Source organism: Psychrobacter sp. M13, assembly GCF_030718935.1.
GTDB classification, from domain to species: domain Bacteria; phylum Pseudomonadota; class Gammaproteobacteria; order Pseudomonadales; family Moraxellaceae; genus Psychrobacter; species Psychrobacter immobilis_G.
On sequence record NZ_CP132194.1, the window covers coordinates 2,829,981 to 2,849,372 of the forward strand.

Consider the following 19,392-nt stretch of genomic DNA (forward strand, 5'->3'; position numbering starts at 1 on the left):
AAAATCGATGTTATCTTGTTGACTTATTAGGTTGAATAACTTCACTCACGTAGGTCGGCATATTCCAAGCGCCACCCGCTTGAATACCACGACACATGCCTGTTGATTGCTCAAGCGTTTTGGCAAAAGTTTTACCATCCCACACCCATGATTGCGTTGACCAGCAGTCGCCTAAACCTCGACCCTTTTGTGCTGAGAATATCTTGCCATTACCATATTCTGAACCAGAAGCCGTAATGAGCATAGGTTTGCTAGGGTAGTCATTAGCAATAAGCCAATAACCCGTTCCCGTATTGTACGCCGCTCTCCAACAAGGGAAGCTGGCTAAAGTATGCTTAGCATCAATAGGCATAAATCGCCAGATTTTATCTTTTTCATCTACCCATGGGGTGTCTGATGTTAAGATATTACAGGTATCCTTATCAGATTCGCTCAAAGATGCTGCGACCCAAGCACTCATTTTATCTTGCCATTGCTCACTATAACGCTCACTGAGCTGCTGGTAATATTTTTGCCCATCTGAGCCTTTTTCTTCTGCACTGGCATACTCAGAAATGGGGTATGGTGCTACAGCATAAATCTTAGGGATAGACTTGGCGGGTTTAAGCTGTTGCCTCGTGGTACTATTTTTACTGACGAGTGCTAACGGCGATCCAACTCTTCCTTGTACCTCATCAAGCTTTAATAGCACCGCTGCCATACCAACGTCAGAAACTTGCCACAATAGATCGCCTGATTTAAATTTAATGCTAGTATTTTGTCGGGCGCGTTTAACGAGCTGCTGAGTTTGCGATTGGCTTAATTTACCCATCCTATCAGCGGATAGTTGTATGATGCCGTGAGATCGACCATTTAATAATAGTTCAACCATAAAATTGGTCTTCGCTAACTGCTCATTAACCAGCTTTTCTTGCTCAGCATCCTCCCAGTTATTTAATTGTACTTGCCCTATTGCTGTCTTCTCGCCCGCCTTTATCGATAATAATAGGCTCGCGGCCCTATTGTTCTCGCTTCTTGTCATGTCATCTGTATAACCTGCTGCCCGACAAGTCAAAGTATTGTCACAGACCAGTTGCCAGTCGTCTTTCATGTAGCCCCATTCTGCAAACGGACTGTCTGGGTCATCTGCTTGATCGAACTCAGCGTGCACAGTGCTCGATCCCATTATTGCCAGCAATAACGAGATTACTCCTGCACTAACTAAGGTAGTTGATACTGGTTTTAGGGTTAACTTTGGCATGACAAAGATCCTTTATAGATAATCCTGTGAATTAAGATTTGGTAACATTGTAGTAGTGAGAACACGCTCAACGCTGGTTAGTAATCATCTATTAACTATACGCTCATTGCCGAATTAGGCATTCTATTTCTACTCCAAAACTAAAATTTTAATTTATCTAGTGGCAATCAAGGTGGCACGTTTTGGCGCAGGATAGCCTTCTATCGTTTTGCTATTATCATTGGGATCAAGAAAGTCACTTAAAGATTGATAAGTCATCCATTCGGTCGCACGTTGCTCCTCCACACTGGTCACATCCAAATCAACACAGCGCACATTGCTAAACCCTACCTTTTCTAGCCAGCCAATTAGTGCGGCGACTGACGGCAAAAAATACACATTATTCATTTGCGCATAACGATCATGGGGCACGAGTACCGTGTTGGCATCGCCATCAATCACTAAGGTTTCAAGCACCAGCTCGCCACCTTTTACCAGTTGTCCTTTGAGCTGTTGCAAATGCTCAAACGGCGACTGCCGATGATAGAGTACACCCATACTAAATACCGTATCGAACAGCTGACTATACGCAGGTAAGGCTTCTAATGGTACGGGGATATAATGGGTACGATAAGCATCCGCTGACCCGACAAAGTGCCGAATCGCCATAAACTGGTGATAAAATAAACATGACGGATCAATGATAATGACGGTCTCTGCACCCGTTCCAGCCATACGCCAGCCATGATAGCCAGAACCACCACCGACATCTAATACACGTCTACCTTTTAGCGGACTTAAATGCGCCGCGACTCGATCCCACTTCCAATCGCTATGCCATTCGGTATCGATAACTATTGGCTTACTTTGCTTATCTTCATTTTGATCGCTTTCAATAACATCGCTACCGATTTGAAATGGTCCTTTACGCCAAGGCATCAGCTGCTTCAGTAGCGCCAACGTTTGCTTGCGCTCAGAATTGTTTATTGACGCATTAATTGTAATAGCTGCACTATTCAAGTCCACATTATCAGCGCTAATATTCGGTAGGCGTGCAACAGAAGATTGATAAGCAGGCGCGTGAGCATAATTGCGCTTATCTTTAATAGCGATTAGCCACTCGGGCAATAGCGTCAACCACTCATAAGCGGCTGGATGCGTCTGCGCTAATGTCAGCAAAGTTAAATATAATTCGCGTTCAGCTTGGGTGATAGTATCGTTAGTCATAGATAGTTCAATTTTCGTTAATTTAGATTTAAAAGGGATAAATATAAAAATATTGGCCTCAAGATTTGGGTTATTTAACAGTCGTGAAATATGCGGGTCATGGGCTATTTATTTTTAGTGGTTAGTTAGAATTATTAATGAGCAAATTTATCTCTTAAAAGTAAGCCAAGCTACATATATTTTCAGATATTGAACTCTACGCCTTTCCCTGCAAAACTTCAGCTTCACTACGCAAATCATCATACTCAAAGCCACCATACTCACTACTCTCATCTTTAAAAACAATCTTGTCTTCTTCTAGCCAACTTAATACATTTTTAGCATCGTCAATAATATCAGGATAAAATTTATCTAAGATATTGTCTAAGTTATCACTTGCTATTAAAGTATCAAAGTCTATTAGAGAGACTCCATATATCATCCCTAGCTTTTCAAAAAATTTATAACCGTCATAATATAAATAATACATCTCATGAATCGCTTTGCTACAACCTTCATCTCTATTTATAATTGAGTATAAGTATTCTGCTATATGGTCTGCTTCAAATTTATAAAAATGGACGTATTTCGTAAAACTATCATAGAAGTTTTTGAAATTACTTTCAGAGCTATAATCAAAAGAAATCAATTCAAAATACAAATCAGGGTTGCTAGACTCTAATACATCATCTTCATATAACCATCGCTCAAATGATTGTATGCTCATCTTTTTGATTAGCACTTGGTGAATATTTTGTTCAGCTATAGATGGAATCATATTAATGCCTTGCTAGCTCTCAAAATAAACCCTATTTAAACGCCACAATCGACACAAAGTTTAAAAACTGAAACCACGTTAAATGTCGCGCAAAGCCAACTTGCGAGAGCCGTTCATGATGCTGATCTAAAGTATCGGTAATTAGCACGTTCTCCAGCGCATTGCGCTTGCCGCTGATCTCCATCTCGCTGTAGCCATTGGCGCGTTTAAAGTCATAATAGCGCTCAACTAGCCATGCATCGTATTGCTCATCAAAGGCATGGGTCTTTTCGGTCAATACCAAAATACCGCCTTCGCTTAATGCCGCATGTATCTTTTCTAATACCGCTACCCGATCTGCTGCGGGTAAGAACTGTAGGGTTAGATTAAGAATAACCATATCGCAAGGCTCAAGCTCAATATCCCTGATATCAGCAGTGATGACTTCGATATCATGCTTAGGATAGTTATCGCTCAATAACTTCTGTGCTTCATCAGTCATCGCAGGTGAAATATCGACGGCTTTTATCTGTAAGTCATGAGCAGCAAACTCGCCCGCTAGCGCCATCGTCGCTCCGCCAAGCGAGCAGCCCAAGTCATACACTCGGCTAACCCGTTGACCATCAGCGTTTTGTTGACGATACTTGCAATGACGGCGCGCAAAGAGTGGCAACATCGCCAGCACTTGACCGTAGCCTGGCACACTGCGACGAATCATATCAGGGAAGCAGGCGACGACTTGCTCATCAAAGGAGAAGCGCGCGGCTTTATCGAGCGGCGTGGTAAACAAGGTGTCATGTAGTACAGCACTGTTTTGTTCAGCGTTTGGTTGCTCAGTGATAGTGTGCACAGTAGACGATGATAAGGGATTAGTTTGGCTCATGGAAAGGCTCATTTTTTAATAATGTTTTTATACTATTTCAGAGGGCAGTACTATTAGCAAAATCCTATTATAACATTACTGTTTGTTACCCATGTTTATTAGCTTGCTTGCTATTCTAAATAAGTAAAATTAAGCTAACTAGCTAACACGATTAGTGAACGTTGCTTAATTCCACTTGTTAATAATGAATATCAATAATAATAGGATTAATTATGCAAACCATTATCTTAGGCGGTGGCTGTTTTTGGTGTACCGAATCAGTATTTTTATCATTAAAAGGCGTCCAGTCCGTCGTTTCAGGCTATATGGGCGGCGCGGCATCTACAGCTAATTATCAAGCAGTCTGTAGCGGTACTAGCGGTCATGTCGAAGTTATCAAAATCGAATTTGACGAGTCTGTAATGCCATTAGAGGTGCTACTCGATGTGTTCTTTGGCACGCATGATCCGACGACCAAAGACCGTCAAGGTAACGACGTCGGCAGTCAGTATCGCAGTATCGTTTATTACACGGATGAGGCGCAAAAACCAACCGTCGATCGCACGATCAATAAATTGCGTGATATGGGCTTGAACATCGTTACTGAAGTGCACCCTGCTGTTGAGTTTTATAAAGCAGAAGAGGCACATCAAGACTTCTTTAACCGTAATCCAGGTCAGGCTTATTGCAACTTTGCAATACCACCTAAACTTGCCAAATTACGCAAAGAGTTTAGTAAATATATGGTGAGCTAACCCATAGTACCTCTTTAATGATAAGCTTAATAATAAGCCAAGTGTTAAAACGCTTGGCTTTTTTAGTCGCTTTGGCGTTACTATTGAATAGATAGTGAAACTTGAAATAAAAAGACTTTAAATAAAAAGGTATCTGGTATGAATGCTGAATTTTGGCAAGCGCGCTGGCAACAAGGTCGCATTGGCTTTAATCAAGCTACTGTTAATCCTTTATTGATGAACTACTTTGCAGAGCTTGAATTGCCTGTAGGCAGTTGTATCTTTGCGCCTTTGTGTGGCAAGTCTATCGATATGCTGTGGCTTGCCGAGCAAGGCTATCATGTGGTTGGCGCTGAGTTAATAGAGTCAGCAGTGCAAGATTTTTTCAGCGAGCAGCATATAACGCCGACTATTTATGAACATGCTAATAATCCAGCTATTAAATGCTACGTAGGACGGCTATCAGATCAAGCCCCATCGACTAGCATATCTTTATGGGTTGGCGATATCTTTTCGCTGAGTGCTGATGATATCGGTCAAATAGATGCTGTCTATGATCGAGCCGCACTTATCGCTATGCCAGCTGATATGCGAGTTAAGTATAGTGAGCAAGTCATAGCGCTGTGTGGCAATGCTCCACAGCTACTATTAACCTTAAATTACGATCAAAACGAATGGGCAGGTCCGCCATTCTCTATTAGTCGTGAGCAAGTACAGCAGTATTATAGCAACTATTATAATATCACTGAGCTTGAAGATAAGTCTGCAACGCTAAACGCTAATCCCGATATGAGCGTCACTGAGCATGTTTGGCTGTTAAAAAACAATAGAGAAAGTCGATGAAAATTTTGGTCGTGCTAATAAGTTTTATTGCTTTTTTATTAGTCGCCTTATCAGGGCCTTTGCATAGATTTGGTGTTATTAATTTGGGCACGGCATTTACAGGATTTAAGTATGGCGTATATGTAGGCATTGCCGCACTGGTATTATTAGCGCTAGTCCTTGTGGTGCAAATAGTATCCAAGCGCAAACTAATAACTCTGACTAGCTCAGTGACCGTCGCTATATTCTCAGCTATAGCGATAATAATACCCGTAACTATGCTAAAACAAGGGACAAGCGCCCCGCCTATCCATGATATCTCAACCGATCTTGACAACCCACCTGAGTTTGATGCGGTAGCTCCGCTGCGCGCTGATGCGCCAAACCCGATCACTTATGCAGGTGTGGCTAGTGCTGAGCAACAGCGCCAAGCTTACCCTGAGCTTAAGACTTTGACTTATAGTCAGTCCAAAGCTGAGCTGGTTATCGCTATTGAACAAGCAACCAAAAATCTAGGTTGGGACTTAGTAGATGCTGATGTTAATAAGGGTAAAATTGAGGCCACCGATACCACAACTTGGTTTGGCTTTAAGGACGATATAGTGATACGAGTCAATGATCAAGGAGATAAGCGTGAGGTCGACATCCGTAGTAAATCACGCATTGGCGCCAGCGACTTGGGCAAAAACGCCAAGCGGATTCATGACTTTATTGAAGAGTTGGATGTGGTTTTGGGAGAGTGATTAGGGTTTGCTTTATAGCCTCGAACATCTAATTACTAATAACTAAATCCAGCTAAACGCTCAATCGCTATATTTACAGATTGGTCATCAAATATCTTAACTTTACGCTCACCCCATTGAGTGCTATTAGACTGTCGAAACCAGTTTTCTAGTCCTCGCTTAATATCACTAAGTGTTGGGGGTATATCTTCTTCATAAACTAACCAATCAACTGTTGCTAATAACTCCATACCATAAGGCGACTCAAACCCATCAATTAATTCACTAACTGCGTTCAAAATGGGTAAATACTCGCTCCCTTGATTTTCTAAATAATTTTGCACTTCATTTTTATGGTCGTAATTAAAACGAATTGTACTATCGAATGCCTTACTGTCTGCAATACGCTTATCTGACTTCAGATAGTACCCATCAAGACTGTTCAACAAGTGCCTTAACTCATCGGCATAAGGTCCATATTTATTGACTTCAAAAGTCAAATTAAAAGGATCTTTTGAACTTCTAGAGGCAGTACTTCGGTTTAATATATATACCAATTTTTGTACTTCAAGTGGGCTACAGTCCATACCAATAACAAGATAACGACGTATTAGCTCTAATACTAAAGCTCTAGCAGGAGTTAACTTTTTGACACCTGCTTGCTTTTTGACGTTCTGGTATTGTAGAGTCGGTTCATAAACGATGATATCAACGTCTTCCAACTCACCCAAAGCCTGTTCAATCCTAGGCTTTACTTGATACCAATTCAATCCTCCGTTACCTGCTCCTAATGGTGGAATAGCAATCGATTCAATGTTATTTTCTATGATAAAACGGCATAAATCTTGAAGACCTTCTTCAATCCAACTCATCTGTGACTTGGCTCGCCAATGCTGCTTAGTTGGAAAGTTTATAATCCATTTAACACCTATCAGCTCATCAGTGCTAGTGACAAACATTTTACCTGTTTGTACCTCATTTGATTCACATGCCTTAGCATACTCTCGCATATTTTTGGGAAAGCGTTCTTTAAACATTAAGGCGATTCCTTTGCCCATAATGCCTACCGTATTGACAGTATTTACCAGCGCTTCGACATCCGCTTCCAACAAATTGCCAGTCGTGTAGGTAATCATTGCTTCTCTCCGTTCACCTTCTGGGTGATGTTTATTCTACTTCCACGCTACCGTAATGGGTGCGAACAAAAAATAGACTCATGCTATTTTTTAATACTGATCGACATCACTACTAGCGTAGTGAAATATATTACTAAAAATACCAATCACTTCTTACTACCACTCGTATATTTGAATTATGTTGATTTAACCATCCTTGAATTTTTACTTTTACTGCTTCGCTATAACACACAATTGCCTTCAACTGCTCAATAGGATGATGCTGATAGATCAACGCCTCTGCCATATACCGATCCTTTTTTTGTGGATCGTTATTATCTCGACTAAAGTCACGCTTCTGTAAAATATTCCAATCAACATTATTTAAGTACGCTAAGTCTTTATAAAAATTTGCGTATTGCATATAAGCATGTCTATCGGTAAAAACAAAGTCAACATCATCAGTTTTCAGGTCGTGCAGACTAGCCACTAAAATGATAATATCTTCGTTGTTTACCTTATTGATGTCACCATACCCTGTATAAATATTATAAAACATCGGTGAAAATGGCGTAAAGTAAAAAGGCACGTAATCATTTAGCGTACCTCCGCTACCGATTGGCACCTGTCTTGTGCTACGTTTATCTATCAACTCTTTATCACCAATAGTTATCCAGCTATTTGATTGAAGTGTTGTATTGGCACAATGAAGTCCATTTTGGATAAGCCAAGGCATATTGTCGCAATGCACAATACGCCATATCAAAGCATATTCAGCATTTAAAAAATCGTAACTCATGAATTTCCTCTAAGCACAATTGAATAGCCCATATGGATTTTTTAAACACAAATTAATATCAAATGCACTATTAAAACCATACTCTGTATTAAAAGTTACGCTTACGTCTTCATTATCATTTATTGATAGTATAGCAACGCTATATTGAATAATGCGACCTTTTAATCCAATCAAACGACATCAGTTGACATAAGCTTATCATTGTACTTATTATAATTTTTGATGACGGCTATGATATATAACTCCCAACCTCACTCTTGCGTCAGCTTATAGTAACTAAGTACGTCTGCGCCTTTTCTTTATTATCAATATTGGTTACTCTAAACTATTCTAACCATCTTGAACTCTACTTTTATTATCGTTTTTGCTATCACTTATGCTTATAGGATATTTTCATGCGTTTGACCAAACTGTCTACCTTATCACTACTTAGCGCGGCTATTGGCTTGTCTCTTGCCAGCACCGCTCAGGCCGCTCGTCCTGATGCGCCTTATCTATCAAACTCTGAATTCCAACAATGCTTAGATGGTCTCAAGAACTCAAGCAAGTTTCGCGGTGTTGATAGCTATACCTTTAATAACTACCGTCCGAGTGAGCCCGATCCTAGCGTTATTCAATCGCTGAACTATCAGCCTGAATTTCAAAAAGATATTTGGGACTATTTATCAGTGCTCGTTGATAAAGAGCGCGTAGAGGATGGTATTCAAGCTAAGCGTCAGTGGGCAGATACCCTGCGTAGTATTGAATCTCGCTACGGTGTAAAAGCTGAGCACGTGCTTGGGGTATGGGGTGTGGAGTCGAACTTTGGTCAGACTTTAGGTAAGAAGCCTTTGTTTGAGTCTTTAGCAACCTTGTCTTGTTTTGATCGTCGTCAGAGCTATTTTCAAGGTGAATATGCCAATGCGCTAAAAATTGTGCAAAATGGCGATATTAACCCAAGCGATATGACGGGCTCATGGGCAGGCGCATTTGGGCAGACGCAGTTTATGCCCAGTACCTTTTTGGAGCTGGCAGTTGATTTTGATGGAGATGGACGTCGCGACTTAGTCAATAGCGTACCCGATGCGCTAGCTTCTACCGCCAACTTCTTGGACAAGCGTGGCTATCGTTCAGGTGAGCCATGGGGTTATGAGGTCAAGCTCCCTAATGGCTATTGGGCGGCCTCCAACCGTAAAGATAAAAAGTCAATCAGTCATTGGCGGGGTCAAGGTTTGACGCTTGCTAATGGTAGTCCGCTACCCTATGATTTGAGTAGTGCTGGCTTATTACTGCCAGCAGGTGAAGACGGTCCTGCGTTTTTAGTGGGCAAGAACTTCGATACTTTTTACTCTTATAACGCTTCAGAGAGCTATGCGCTAGCGATTGCTCATTTATCTGATTTGATCACTAGTGAGAATAGTAGCAAGACTGACTTTGTTACCGCGTGGCCAACCAATGATCCAGGTATCAGTCGCCAGCAGTCTAAAGATATTCAACAAGCCTTATCAAATGCAGGCTACGATATTGGCGGTGTTGATGGCATTATCGGTGACAATACGCGCACTGCTATTCAACAGTATCAAACCAGCCGTGGCATCTTCCCTGCTGATGGTCGTGCAGGACAGAATTTTTATCGCACTATCGTTGGTAATGGTAATGCCGTCAGCAATAGCTATAACAATAGCCGTCCTTTGGTTCCAGCCTCTGCTGATCGTATGGGACAGCTGATTCAACAGCAAACTGTTACGCCTGCTGCGAATACCTACCCTTCACCTGCTCAACCCTCTAGCAATATCCGTTATCGCCGTGTCCCCACTAGTGATGGTAGTATTCGTTTAGAGCGTATCGATTAAGGTTTATAATTAAACATAAATATAGTCAACCATAAAAGAACCTCGCTATTACTCATAGTTAATTTTGAGTAGTAGCGAGGCTTTTTAATTTTAGACTTTAAATTTTGAACTTAGTAGATGCAGTTCACTAAAATCAATTAGACGATCGGTGGCGGATTTGGTTTACCATTGTCACCATCCCAATTCTCACGTGCTTTTTCATCAAGATCGGCTGGCGTTTTTGGCTCCCACTTGCCATTCTCTTTCCATGTTGCATCGCCCCAATCAGCATCTTCTTCCTTTCTATCTAAGTCCTTATAGGCTTGACTAGGATCTATACCACGGCGTTTCATATCGGCAACTTGCTCCTCTAGAGTATGAAATTGATCCGCATCGTGCATCGTTTTCTCTAGACCATCGATCTCTTTTCTTAAGTCATCATGTTTAGGGTTAGTCATTGGATTCTCCTCAATAGAATTTAAATTATCGTAACTTATTATCGGTAATCTACTTTGTTTTAACAACCTTAGACGCGTACGATTTGTATTACAGAACGTAGCAGATAAAGAAAACTCAAGACAACGATTGTTTTTGAGTCTCTAAAAGATTTTTTGCATAAAATGTAAGTTTCCATAACTGCTGAGTAGTACGCGAGGTAGAGGTAACTATTTGAATCCAGTTGGCAGCTACTAATAATTGTTGTAATCGATGAAAATCCTGCTCAGATATCTTATAGCGAGAGACCGCATGTACATTGGGCATCAAACTCTTTATCTCAGACTCAGCTTTGTCCGCAATTAGATGGTTGAAACAGCTTTGTAAACCATAATTTGAGAAAGCCAAAGGTATATTTGCTAGTGCAACTAAGATTTGTTGCCAAGTCAGCGCTGTTGATAACTCTACATCGCTTAAATTACCACCTTCATAGGCTTGAGCAGTATATTTAATAGTGATAGTTTCAGATAAAGAAATTGGCATGGTTAGATTATCTGTATCTGTATCCTGCGTGCCATTATGACTGTTAACATTGCGATTAGTATCATGATTATTAGTATCATGGTCATAAGTATCGTAACCATAAGTACAATTATCTATCTTGTTTGATGCTTGAGCATTCCCAGAAGCAGATTTATCAGTCGATTTAGAATGAGACGAAGTATTTTTAGAAGGATATTTAAATGGCTTGCTACTCTCATTTACTATATTTTGTGAATGATTAGAGTAGCCTGTGTCTATATCGCTTTTCGTTGCCCAAGATGCTGCTATCTTGTGGCTTGCTAACATCTCATTATTAGCATAGCTCAATAGCTGACCGATATCAGTACTGCTATTATAATAATATATATGGTTGGATTGGCGTTCGACCAAACGAGTAAAATCCTGTAATTGCCAGCTTACCTTTATCTCTTCATCACGAGTTTTAATCAGGGTAATCATCGGCTTATTCTTAGCCTTAGCACCCAAATAGCTCAAATGCATTTGACTGACCATTACATTACGAGACGCGCCATAGTCATCACCTACTACTACTATAATATAATCGCAAACCTCGATACTCTGTCGGCTATAAAAAGAGGCTTGCGATATTTGGTTGCCAACATCATAGGTCAGAAAAGCAACTTTTTGAAAAAAAATTGCTAAGCTGTCTAATACCAGCGATTGATCATGCGCTGCGCATATGACGTGAATATGATAGCGACTATTCGACAAAGTAACCCCTATGTTGACAAAATTCTTATTGAATAATATAACAATATTCAATTATAACCTGATTAATAGGTCTTTTGCTCTTATTATCGACTTTAGCTCATTAGTTTATTATATTTTTAGACTATAGCTGATCATTGTTAAAACAATAATGTTTGTAATCAATAATTAAAACTCATAATGAATAGTAGTCTTTGCACCAAGCAAACGCGGTAACATGTCCATTAACTGGCTATCATATTTACTGGCATAAAAAGTTAAAGGCTGTATAAAGTCATCTCTTCTATCTAAAGCCATTATTTTATTGGTAACCAATAGATGTTGTACGCGAGCAGCAATAGCTTGTCCTGAATCGACCACTTGCATTGGAAAATGATTATCAGTAATTTGTTTCAATAAAAACTCGCGAAAAAAAGGATAGTGTGTACAGCCTAAGACCAAATAATCTATTCCTTCAGCACAAAAATATTTTAGCATCTGCTTTAGGCGTTCGGCAGTTTCAGAGTTCTCAGGCATGCCAGCTTCTACCCATGGCACTAAATAGGGATCGAAATATTTAGTGACTGTATAGCCTCTGGGAGTTGCAACCTCAGTAATCACTTGATTCAACAGATCGCCCTGTAGAGTGGCCTTAGTTGCTAATACTGCAATTTTACCACTTTTACTATTGAGTACTGCAGGCTTTAGGGCAGGCACTAAGCCTACGATAGGCAACTGCGGGTAACGATAGCGCGCAATCTCCAACGCATAAGCTGAGGCGCTATTGCAAGCGATGACAATAAGCTTACAGCCCTGATGATAAAGCCAATCTATAGCATTGAGCGTTAAGTTTTCAATATCCCTGCTTTCTCTGTTGCCATAAGGGACGTGCTTGGTATCTGCGTAATAAATATAACGCTCGCTTGGTAATTGTTGTGCTAAATGCTTATATACAGACAGACCTCCAACGCCTGAGTCAAATAATCCTATTGGCGCATCGCTCTTATTACTATAATTGATTATTTCACTATTAAGATGGGTATCTTGAAAAATAGGCATATCATAACTTTTATCATGCTGACGATCTGCTTCATAAACTTCAAGCTTATTGACTACCTTTGCACTATATATAGAAGTATTATTATCCAAATCAGCCATTTTCTGTCTGCCAGCAATTATAAATAAAAATCATAGTTAACCGATATTATGCCTTTAACTTTTTGGCATCGATAAACAATAAGACTGACCGCCACTATGTAGCGTCAATATCGTTTCTCCTTGTTGCTCAGATAAATCACCGATTTCTGTGAGATGATAAAAAGTATTGCGGCCAATCAGTGCCGTCAAGCCATTACGTACAGGCATATAAGGTCTAACTTGTAACTCATCGGTGCTAGGTGCAAGCTTTGGCTCATAAGCGCGTAAGGTAATAGGATGGGTCTCATCTAAACGCACGATATCGCCAGTAGTCGTAGTAAATTCTAGCCAGCTTACTTGATGACCATCAATGACCTCTTCCACAATACCGACATCATTAATTAATAAAGGCACATCTTCGACAGTAATTCGTAGTTTTTGTACTGGGGTTTTTAGATAGTATTCAATTTCACCATTATTTTGCTCTGCCCATAATACGGTAGAAAACAAAGCTACCAAGGACTGGCGAGTCATGAGAGCACCCTCATGCCACCATTCGCCATTGGCTTTTATAACTAAATCCATATCAGCAGTTTGTGTAGGGTGCCACTTATCTAAAGGGGGAATAGAGCGCCCTTGTCGAGTTCCAGCATCCACTTTTAGGTACTGACTAAGGGCTTCAGCTGTGGTGAGATCATGCTCTTGTGTCTCAAGACCATCTCGTTGATTATTGTCCTTTATTTTAGTACCTTCTACTTTAGTATTGGGTGTTTCGGCATTAAGGTTTTTATCATTAGTAGCATTATTCATACTTAACTCTCCTAATTTACGGCTATCTAGTCATTAAAGTTTGCCCTATCTTCTATTACTATTCATTTTAGTTTCAGGTATTATAGGACAAATATATTTTGTAGATTTAGCCCTACCTTAACATCGATACTTATCATTGCGTATCACGTTTGTAGAGCATTTCTATTATAATAAGTAATTGTTACCGTAAAATAGACGCATGAGTATGCTTTTAATAGTCTTTTTTACGCTCAAAGCTACTAGGCTTTTTTCCAAAAGCCCCCACATAACAATACTCGATAGCACTTTTGTAATAATTTTTATTGTGACAGATCTTATATTAGTATAAGTCTACCATTAAAGTATTATTTCACTTGTCTCATCACGTTAACAAAACGTTGTCGATTGATTCCGTAAAAGCCGTTTTTCGGGCAGCTATATATCTAGAGGTAATTAGCGCTGCAAGCTTGGTTATTTAATTGCTAGGTTAATGAATCCTTAGATAAGCCATTATAAGTTTAGGAGTAGGTATGCAAGAGCAAGACCGTAAGACATCAGTGGTTGATACTGATATTGATACTATCAACACTGATGCGCCACTAGCAGTAGATACTGCTAAGACAGATATGACTAAAGCTGACGATATTCGCGATAACGATGCTGAAGCCGTTGTCACTGAAAAGTCTGTAGTAGAAGTCACTGAGCAACCTACTGTTGATACTTTGCCAGCAGCGACAGTGGTCGTTGAAGAATCAGTAGCTAATGAAGCTGTCACCGAAAAGCCAGTAGCCAAAGAAGCTATTGTTGAAGAGCCAGCAGTCGAACAAGTCGTTGTTGAAGAGCCGATTATCGAAGAGCCTGAGATTGAGCGCGAATCAATGGAGTTCGATGTCATCGTTGTCGGTGGTGGTCCTGCTGGTCTATCTGCTGCTATTCGTTTGCGTCAGCAAGCCATTGCCGCAGGTAATGACGAATTCATGGTCTGTGTGGTCGAAAAAGGCTCTGAATTTGGCGCTCATATTTTATCAGGTGCCGTCATTGAGCCGCGTGCTTTGGATGAACTCATTCCTGATTGGAAAGAAAAAGGCGCGCCCCTCAATGTGCCAGCGACTGAAGATCGCGTTTATATGCTCAATTCAGCCAAACGTTCTATTAAGCTGATTGACTCCGTTATACCAGAGAGCATGCATAATAAAGGCAATTACATTGTCTCTTTAGCCAACGTAGTACGATGGCTCGCTGAGCAAGCTGAAGAATTAGAAGTCATGATGTTCCCAGGCTTCCCAGCAGCTGATATCTTGTATAACGATGATGGCTCAGTCAGAGGTATTTTGACGGGCGATATGGGCGTGGCTGCTGATGGCGATGCTAAACCAAGCTTTGAGCCAGGTTATGAGCTATTAGCCAAATACACTATCTTTACTGAAGGTAGCCGTGGACACCTAGGCAAGCGCCTAATCAGTCGCTTCAGCTTAGATAAAGACGCTGATCCACAGCATTACGGTATTGGCCTAAAAGAGCTATGGGATATCGACCCTGCTAAGCACGAAGAAGGCGTGGTAATGCATGGTTCAGGCTGGCCTTTGACTGATACAGGCTCAACAGGTGGCTGGTGGTTATATTTTGCTGAAAACAACCAAGTCAGCTTTGGTATCGTGATTGATTTGTCCTACTCTAACCCTTATATGTCGCCGTTTGATGAATTACAGCGCTTAAAGACGCACCCTTTGATTAGCAATATTTTAGGGGGTGGTAAGCGCATCTCTTATGGCGCGCGCTCTTTGACTAAAGGCGGCTTAAATTCATTACCTAAGCTTACCTTCCCTGGTGGCGTATTAGCTGGCGATGATGCTGGCTTCTTAAATCCTGCCAAAATCAAAGGTACGCATACCGCTATGAAGTCAGGTATGCTAGCTGCAGAAGCTGTCTTTGAAGCGTTGCAAGCAGGTCGTCAGCATGATGAAGTCACTGAATATACCACTATGTTTGAAGAGTCGTGGTTATATCAAGATAATCACCATGCCCGTAACTTCTCACCATCAATGCACCGTATGGGTCAGTGGATGGGCGGTGCCTATAACTTTGTTGAGCAAAACTTGCTCGGTGGTCAGTCGTTCCTTACTATTCATGATAATCTAAAGGATTACGATCAGCTTGAGCGTGCCGCGCATGCTTATAAGCCCGAGTATCCAAAGCCTGATGGCAAATTGACCTTTGATAAGCTATCGTCAGTCTTTATCTCTAATACCAATCATGCAGAAAATCAGCCTGTGCATTTAAAGCTGACAGATGCGACCGTTCCTATTTCTATCAACTTGCCTTTATATGCTGAGCCTGCACGTTTGTATTGTCCAGCTGGCGTTTATGAAGTGGTAGAAGATGCTAAAGGTGCGCATTTTGTCATTAATGCGCAAAACTGTGTACATTGTAAGACCTGCGATATAAAAGACCCTTCGCAGAATATCACTTGGGTCACGCCAGAAGGCGGCGGCGGTCCTAACTATCCCAATATGTAAGCTAATTATTGCTTATTTCAATATTACTGCTTATTTTAATAAAAAACTCCGTTCACTATGAACGGAGTTTTTTGCTTCTCTATTTGTAGTCACCATAACTTACCAGCGCTACGGTAGTACTGCTAGTATAGGTTTTTTGCAGCCTCTGTCTGCTAGCACGCAACAAAAAAAGCTTGTGAACATACCAACTATCGAGGTCATCCGTATCCAAAACACCGCATCAGAACCACCCAAATAAACCGCGTAGCGATTGTAAAGCAAATACCAAACCAATAAGCACAGACATCAGTAGTCCATACCAAGGGTTATCAACGATTAATCACTCATTGCTGCCTCAGCTCTTTGTTATTAATCCTTGAGATTGTGTACTAGTGCTCTATAACATAAAATTATTATCAAGTATAGTCACTCATATCAACTATAATAGATAAAAGTTGGCTATAATAATAAGTAAGAGACCTACCTTTTACATAGATATTCACCAAATAAATAACAAACATTTATTTTAGAGATTTCGTTGATATAATCTCGGTTATCATGATAACTCTGTTACTGATGGTACAGTATATATGCCTTTGACTGGTTATCTGACAAATCTAGACTGCTCAATTTAGCACTCAAGCACTTAGTTACTGAAAAGTAATTTTAAATTACTTATTGTTAACTGGCGCAGTTTTGTATATATTCCTAATAGATTTATGACTGTTCCGTCTAGTCATAAACAAATGAGCAAATAAACTGATATTAAAAATATTTGAATTTAAACGGTTGTTTTATAAATAATATCAGTAAGTGTTAAGCGTGACTCTTAAGATAAATATTATCTCTTTAATTTAGGAGTTTAATCTTATTGAGTAATCACCAAACTTGCTCAGTTGGTTAACAAAATAGATTGGATGATTATTTGGTCATTCTGCTTTAGCAGCCTATGTAAAGTTTTAGAATATTGATATTCTAAAACTTTAGCATAGACAACGATTAAATCGTATTAGGCGATAGATGCTAAATCACAATGACTTGTTCGTCCTTGATCAAATATCTTGTTTTTATATCAGGCAAAGGAGTTGTCCTATGGAAAGTCACAACGACCCATCTGGTTATTGGAGTGCCAATATCCGTCTCATTATAGGTAGCTTAATCATTTGGGCAGTATGCTCTTATGGTTTTGGTATTTTATTACGCCCACTAATAGCAGGTATAAAAATTGGTGGTACTGACTTAGGTTTTTGGTTTGCACAGCAGGGATCTATAGGGATCTTTATTATCCTAATTTTCTTCTATGCTTGGCGTATGAATAAGCTAGATAAACAATATGGTGTAGACGAGGAATAGCCCCATGAGTCAATTTGTTATTAATATTATTTTTGTGGGACTGTCTTTTGCGCTATATTTTGGTATCGCGATTTGGGCACGTGCCGGTTCTACTAGTGAGTTTTATGTTGCAGGCGGTGGCGTCCATCCCGTAGTAAACGGTATGGCAACGGCTGCTGACTGGATGAGTGCCGCGTCATTCATCTCCATGGCAGGTCTAATTGCCGCCAGTGGTTATGGTGCATCGACTTATCTAATGGGCTGGACAGGCGGCTATGTTCTACTAGCCATGTTGTTAGCACCTTACTTACGTAAGTTCGGTAAGTTTACGGTTCCTGACTTTATTGGTGATCGTTTTTACTCTAAGACTGCAGCTATGATTGCTGTGGTTTGTTTGATTATTGCTTCGACTACTTATGTTATCGGTCAGATGACCGGTGCTGGTGTTGCCTTTTCACGCTTCTTAGAAGTTGAAAATACAACAGGTCTTATTATCGCCGCTGTTGTTGTCTTCTTTTACGCGGTACTTGGTGGTATGAAAGGGATTACTTATACACAGGTTGCGCAGTATGTGGTTCTGATGATTGCTTATACCATTCCTGCGGTATTTATTTCACTTGAATTAACAGGTAATCCGATTCCAGGCCTAGGCTTGTTCTCAAACCATGTTGAATCAGGCGTGCCTATTTTGACTAAGCTAAACCAAGTCGTTACTGATCTAGGTTTTGCTTCTTACACTGCTGATGTACCTAACAAGCTAAACATGGTGCTATTTACTTTATCATTAATGATTGGTACAGCAGGTCTACCCCACGTTATTATTCGCTTCTTCACGGTTCCTAAAGTTGCCGACGCACGTTGGACAGCGGGTTGGACACTAGTATTTATCTCGCTATTATACTTTACTGCTCCAGCAGTAGGGGCTATGGCGCGTTTAAACTTGGTCGACACTATCTATCCACAAGGTGTTGATGCAGAGCCTATTAACTATGATCAACGTCCAGACTGGATGAGAACATGGGAAGACACAGGTCTTATCAAGTATAACGATTTAAATAACGATGGCCGTGTTCAGTTCTATAGCGATGGTGGTCTTGGTGCTGCTGAGGCGGCTTTAGCTACTGCAACTACTGATGGTGGCGATGTTGCCGCAGCAACTGCAGCGGTTGATACTGCTCGTATTGCAAATGATTCTGTACTTGACGGTGCACTTGCTGCTCGTGGTTGGGCAGGTAACGAGCTGGATGTAAATGCTGATATTATGGTATTGGCGAATCCAGAAATTGCTAATCTACCGCCTTGGGTTATTGGTCTTATTGCCGCTGGTGGTTTGGCTGCAGCACTATCAACAGCCGCAGGTCTACTACTCGCAATTTCATCAGCGATCAGTCATGATTTGATCAAACGTAACCTCAACCCTAACATTACTGATGCGCAAGAGTTGAAATATGCTCGTATCACTATGGGTGTAGCGATTGTGATTGCGACTTACTTAGGTATTAACCCACCAGGGTTTGCCGCACAGGTCGTAGCATTAGCCTTTGGTATTGCGGGTGCATCCTTGTTCCCTGTACTAATGATGGGTATCTTCTCAAAACGTATTAACAACCTTGGCGCTATCGCTGGTATGTTAACCGGTTTGATTACTATCCTAGTCTACATCTTTGTATTCAAAGGCTGGTTCTTTATCAGTGGTACGGCTAGCTTCCCTGATACTGAAGAGTACTGGTTATTTGGTATCTCACCATTATCATTTGGTGCAGTAGGTGCCTTGCTTAACTTCATCGTAGCATTTGCGGTATCTTATGCAACTGCTCCACCACCTGCTCATATTCAAGAGTTGGTTGAGAGCGTACGTTCTCCACGTGGTGCTGGCGGTGCTGTTGATCACTAAGCTATCGATTAA

The 19,392-nt window shown here is 40.6% G+C and carries 18 protein-coding genes; 7 read left to right on the plus strand and 11 right to left on the minus strand.

What is annotated here, in order from left to right:
* Positions 1-10 precede the first annotated feature (10 nt).
* The 4 genes from Q9G97_RS11940 to cmoA all read right to left on the minus strand — a co-directional run bounded on the left by Q9G97_RS11940 (position 11) and on the right by cmoA (position 4,065).
* A complete protein-coding gene (locus Q9G97_RS11940; protein WP_305898992.1) occupies positions 11-1,240 on the minus strand; it encodes a DUF1176 domain-containing protein in 1,230 nt (409 codons plus the stop codon).
* A 153-nt stretch (positions 1,241-1,393) separates the two neighbouring features.
* Complete coding sequence (gene cmoB / locus Q9G97_RS11945) at positions 1,394-2,446, minus strand: tRNA 5-methoxyuridine(34)/uridine 5-oxyacetic acid(34) synthase CmoB (protein WP_305898993.1); 1,053 nt, start codon at positions 2,444-2,446, stop codon at positions 1,394-1,396.
* A gap of 196 nt (positions 2,447-2,642) precedes the next feature.
* A complete protein-coding gene (locus tag Q9G97_RS11950; protein WP_305898994.1) occupies positions 2,643-3,203 on the minus strand; it encodes a hypothetical protein in 561 nt (186 codons plus the stop codon).
* Positions 3,204-3,234: 31 nt separating this feature from the next.
* Positions 3,235-4,065 (minus strand): carboxy-S-adenosyl-L-methionine synthase CmoA, encoded by an 831-nt coding sequence (gene cmoA / locus Q9G97_RS11955; protein ID WP_305898995.1) that lies wholly within the window; start codon positions 4,063-4,065, stop codon positions 3,235-3,237.
* Positions 4,066-4,277: 212 nt separating this feature from the next.
* Here cmoA and msrA point away from each other — a divergent pair, with 212 nt between their 5' ends.
* The 3 genes from msrA (at position 4,278) to Q9G97_RS11970 (ending at position 6,343) form a co-directional block, all read left to right on the plus strand.
* The gene (gene msrA / locus Q9G97_RS11960) at positions 4,278-4,799 is read left to right on the plus strand and encodes a peptide-methionine (S)-S-oxide reductase MsrA (protein ID WP_305898996.1); all 522 of its coding nucleotides are present in this window, start codon (positions 4,278-4,280) and stop codon (positions 4,797-4,799) included.
* A 138-nt stretch (positions 4,800-4,937) separates the two neighbouring features.
* Positions 4,938-5,621, plus strand: a complete 684-nt coding sequence (gene tmpT / locus Q9G97_RS11965; RefSeq protein ID WP_305898997.1) for a thiopurine S-methyltransferase — start codon at positions 4,938-4,940, stop codon at positions 5,619-5,621.
* Entirely contained in the window at positions 5,618-6,343 is a 726-nt protein-coding gene (locus tag Q9G97_RS11970; protein WP_305898998.1) for a DUF1499 domain-containing protein, read from the plus strand. Before tmpT ends, Q9G97_RS11970 begins: the two co-directional genes overlap by 4 nt.
* Before the next feature lie 35 nt (positions 6,344-6,378).
* On the opposite strand, the gene Q9G97_RS11975 is transcribed toward Q9G97_RS11970, so the two are convergent.
* A complete protein-coding gene (locus tag Q9G97_RS11975; RefSeq protein WP_201570315.1) occupies positions 6,379-7,458 on the minus strand; it encodes a macro domain-containing protein in 1,080 nt (359 codons plus the stop codon).
* 133 nt (positions 7,459-7,591) lie between these two features.
* Complete coding sequence (locus tag Q9G97_RS11980; RefSeq protein WP_305898999.1) at positions 7,592-8,236, minus strand: DUF4433 domain-containing protein; 645 nt, start codon at positions 8,234-8,236, stop codon at positions 7,592-7,594.
* Between the two features lie 395 nt (positions 8,237-8,631).
* On the opposite strand from Q9G97_RS11980, the gene Q9G97_RS11985 reads away from it, so the two are divergent.
* On the plus strand, positions 8,632-10,068 hold the full coding sequence (locus tag Q9G97_RS11985) for a lytic murein transglycosylase (RefSeq protein WP_305899000.1): 1,437 nt from the start codon (positions 8,632-8,634) through the stop codon (positions 10,066-10,068).
* Between the two features lie 137 nt (positions 10,069-10,205).
* Here the strand turns inward: Q9G97_RS11985 and Q9G97_RS11990 are convergent, their stop codons facing one another.
* The 4 genes from Q9G97_RS11990 to Q9G97_RS12005 all read right to left on the minus strand — a co-directional run bounded on the left by Q9G97_RS11990 (position 10,206) and on the right by Q9G97_RS12005 (position 13,680).
* A complete protein-coding gene (locus Q9G97_RS11990) occupies positions 10,206-10,505 on the minus strand; it encodes a hypothetical protein (protein ID WP_201570321.1) in 300 nt (99 codons plus the stop codon).
* Between the two features lie 115 nt (positions 10,506-10,620).
* A complete protein-coding gene (locus Q9G97_RS11995; RefSeq protein ID WP_305899001.1) occupies positions 10,621-11,757 on the minus strand; it encodes a DUF4062 domain-containing protein in 1,137 nt (378 codons plus the stop codon).
* Positions 11,758-11,922: 165 nt separating this feature from the next.
* Complete coding sequence (murI, locus tag Q9G97_RS12000; protein ID WP_305899002.1) at positions 11,923-12,891, minus strand: glutamate racemase; 969 nt, start codon at positions 12,889-12,891, stop codon at positions 11,923-11,925.
* Between the two features lie 54 nt (positions 12,892-12,945).
* A complete protein-coding gene (locus Q9G97_RS12005; protein WP_201570325.1) occupies positions 12,946-13,680 on the minus strand; it encodes a DUF1285 domain-containing protein in 735 nt (244 codons plus the stop codon).
* 509 nt (positions 13,681-14,189) lie between these two features.
* Between Q9G97_RS12005 and Q9G97_RS12010 the strand changes: the two genes are divergently transcribed.
* A complete protein-coding gene (locus tag Q9G97_RS12010; RefSeq protein WP_371747888.1) occupies positions 14,190-16,175 on the plus strand; it encodes an electron transfer flavoprotein-ubiquinone oxidoreductase in 1,986 nt (661 codons plus the stop codon).
* A gap of 108 nt (positions 16,176-16,283) precedes the next feature.
* On the opposite strand, the gene Q9G97_RS13590 is transcribed toward Q9G97_RS12010, so the two are convergent.
* Positions 16,284-16,376, minus strand: a complete 93-nt coding sequence (locus Q9G97_RS13590; protein ID WP_371747947.1) for a hypothetical protein — start codon at positions 16,374-16,376, stop codon at positions 16,284-16,286.
* An 870-nt stretch (positions 16,377-17,246) separates the two neighbouring features.
* Here Q9G97_RS13590 and Q9G97_RS12015 point away from each other — a divergent pair.
* Both Q9G97_RS12015 and Q9G97_RS12020 read left to right on the plus strand, forming a co-directional pair.
* A complete protein-coding gene (locus tag Q9G97_RS12015; protein ID WP_201570327.1) occupies positions 17,247-17,507 on the plus strand; it encodes a DUF4212 domain-containing protein in 261 nt (86 codons plus the stop codon).
* Between the two features lie 4 nt (positions 17,508-17,511).
* Complete coding sequence (locus Q9G97_RS12020) at positions 17,512-19,380, plus strand: sodium:solute symporter family protein (protein WP_305899003.1); 1,869 nt, start codon at positions 17,512-17,514, stop codon at positions 19,378-19,380.
* Positions 19,381-19,392 lie beyond the last annotated feature (12 nt).

Bases quoted from the DNA above. Each gene is read 5' to 3' on its own strand.
- Q9G97_RS11940 (WP_305898992.1), bottom strand. From the start codon at position 1,240: ATGCCAAAGTTAACCCTAAAACCAGTATCAACTACCTTAGTTAGTGCA.
- cmoB (WP_305898993.1), bottom strand. From the start codon at position 2,446: ATGACTAACGATACTATCACCCAAGCTGAACGCGAATTATATTTAACT.
- Q9G97_RS11950 (WP_305898994.1), bottom strand. From the start codon at position 3,203: ATGATTCCATCTATAGCTGAACAAAATATTCACCAAGTGCTAATCAAA.
- cmoA (WP_305898995.1), bottom strand. From the start codon at position 4,065: ATGAGCCAAACTAATCCCTTATCATCGTCTACTGTGCACACTATCACT.
- msrA (WP_305898996.1), top strand. From the start codon at position 4,278: ATGCAAACCATTATCTTAGGCGGTGGCTGTTTTTGGTGTACCGAATCA.
- tmpT (WP_305898997.1), top strand. From the start codon at position 4,938: ATGAATGCTGAATTTTGGCAAGCGCGCTGGCAACAAGGTCGCATTGGC.
- Q9G97_RS11970 (WP_305898998.1), top strand. From the start codon at position 5,618: ATGAAAATTTTGGTCGTGCTAATAAGTTTTATTGCTTTTTTATTAGTC.
- Q9G97_RS11975 (WP_201570315.1), bottom strand. From the start codon at position 7,458: ATGATTACCTACACGACTGGCAATTTGTTGGAAGCGGATGTCGAAGCG.
- Q9G97_RS11980 (WP_305898999.1), bottom strand. From the start codon at position 8,236: ATGAGTTACGATTTTTTAAATGCTGAATATGCTTTGATATGGCGTATT.
- Q9G97_RS11985 (WP_305899000.1), top strand. From the start codon at position 8,632: ATGCGTTTGACCAAACTGTCTACCTTATCACTACTTAGCGCGGCTATT.
- Q9G97_RS11990 (WP_201570321.1), bottom strand. From the start codon at position 10,505: ATGACTAACCCTAAACATGATGACTTAAGAAAAGAGATCGATGGTCTA.
- murI (WP_305899002.1), bottom strand. From the start codon at position 12,891: ATGGCTGATTTGGATAATAATACTTCTATATATAGTGCAAAGGTAGTC.
- Q9G97_RS12005 (WP_201570325.1), bottom strand. From the start codon at position 13,680: ATGAATAATGCTACTAATGATAAAAACCTTAATGCCGAAACACCCAAT.
- Q9G97_RS12010 (WP_371747888.1), top strand. From the start codon at position 14,190: ATGCAAGAGCAAGACCGTAAGACATCAGTGGTTGATACTGATATTGAT.
- Q9G97_RS13590 (WP_371747947.1), bottom strand. From the start codon at position 16,376: ATGACCTCGATAGTTGGTATGTTCACAAGCTTTTTTTGTTGCGTGCTA.
- Q9G97_RS12015 (WP_201570327.1), top strand. From the start codon at position 17,247: ATGGAAAGTCACAACGACCCATCTGGTTATTGGAGTGCCAATATCCGT.
- Q9G97_RS12020 (WP_305899003.1), top strand. From the start codon at position 17,512: ATGAGTCAATTTGTTATTAATATTATTTTTGTGGGACTGTCTTTTGCG.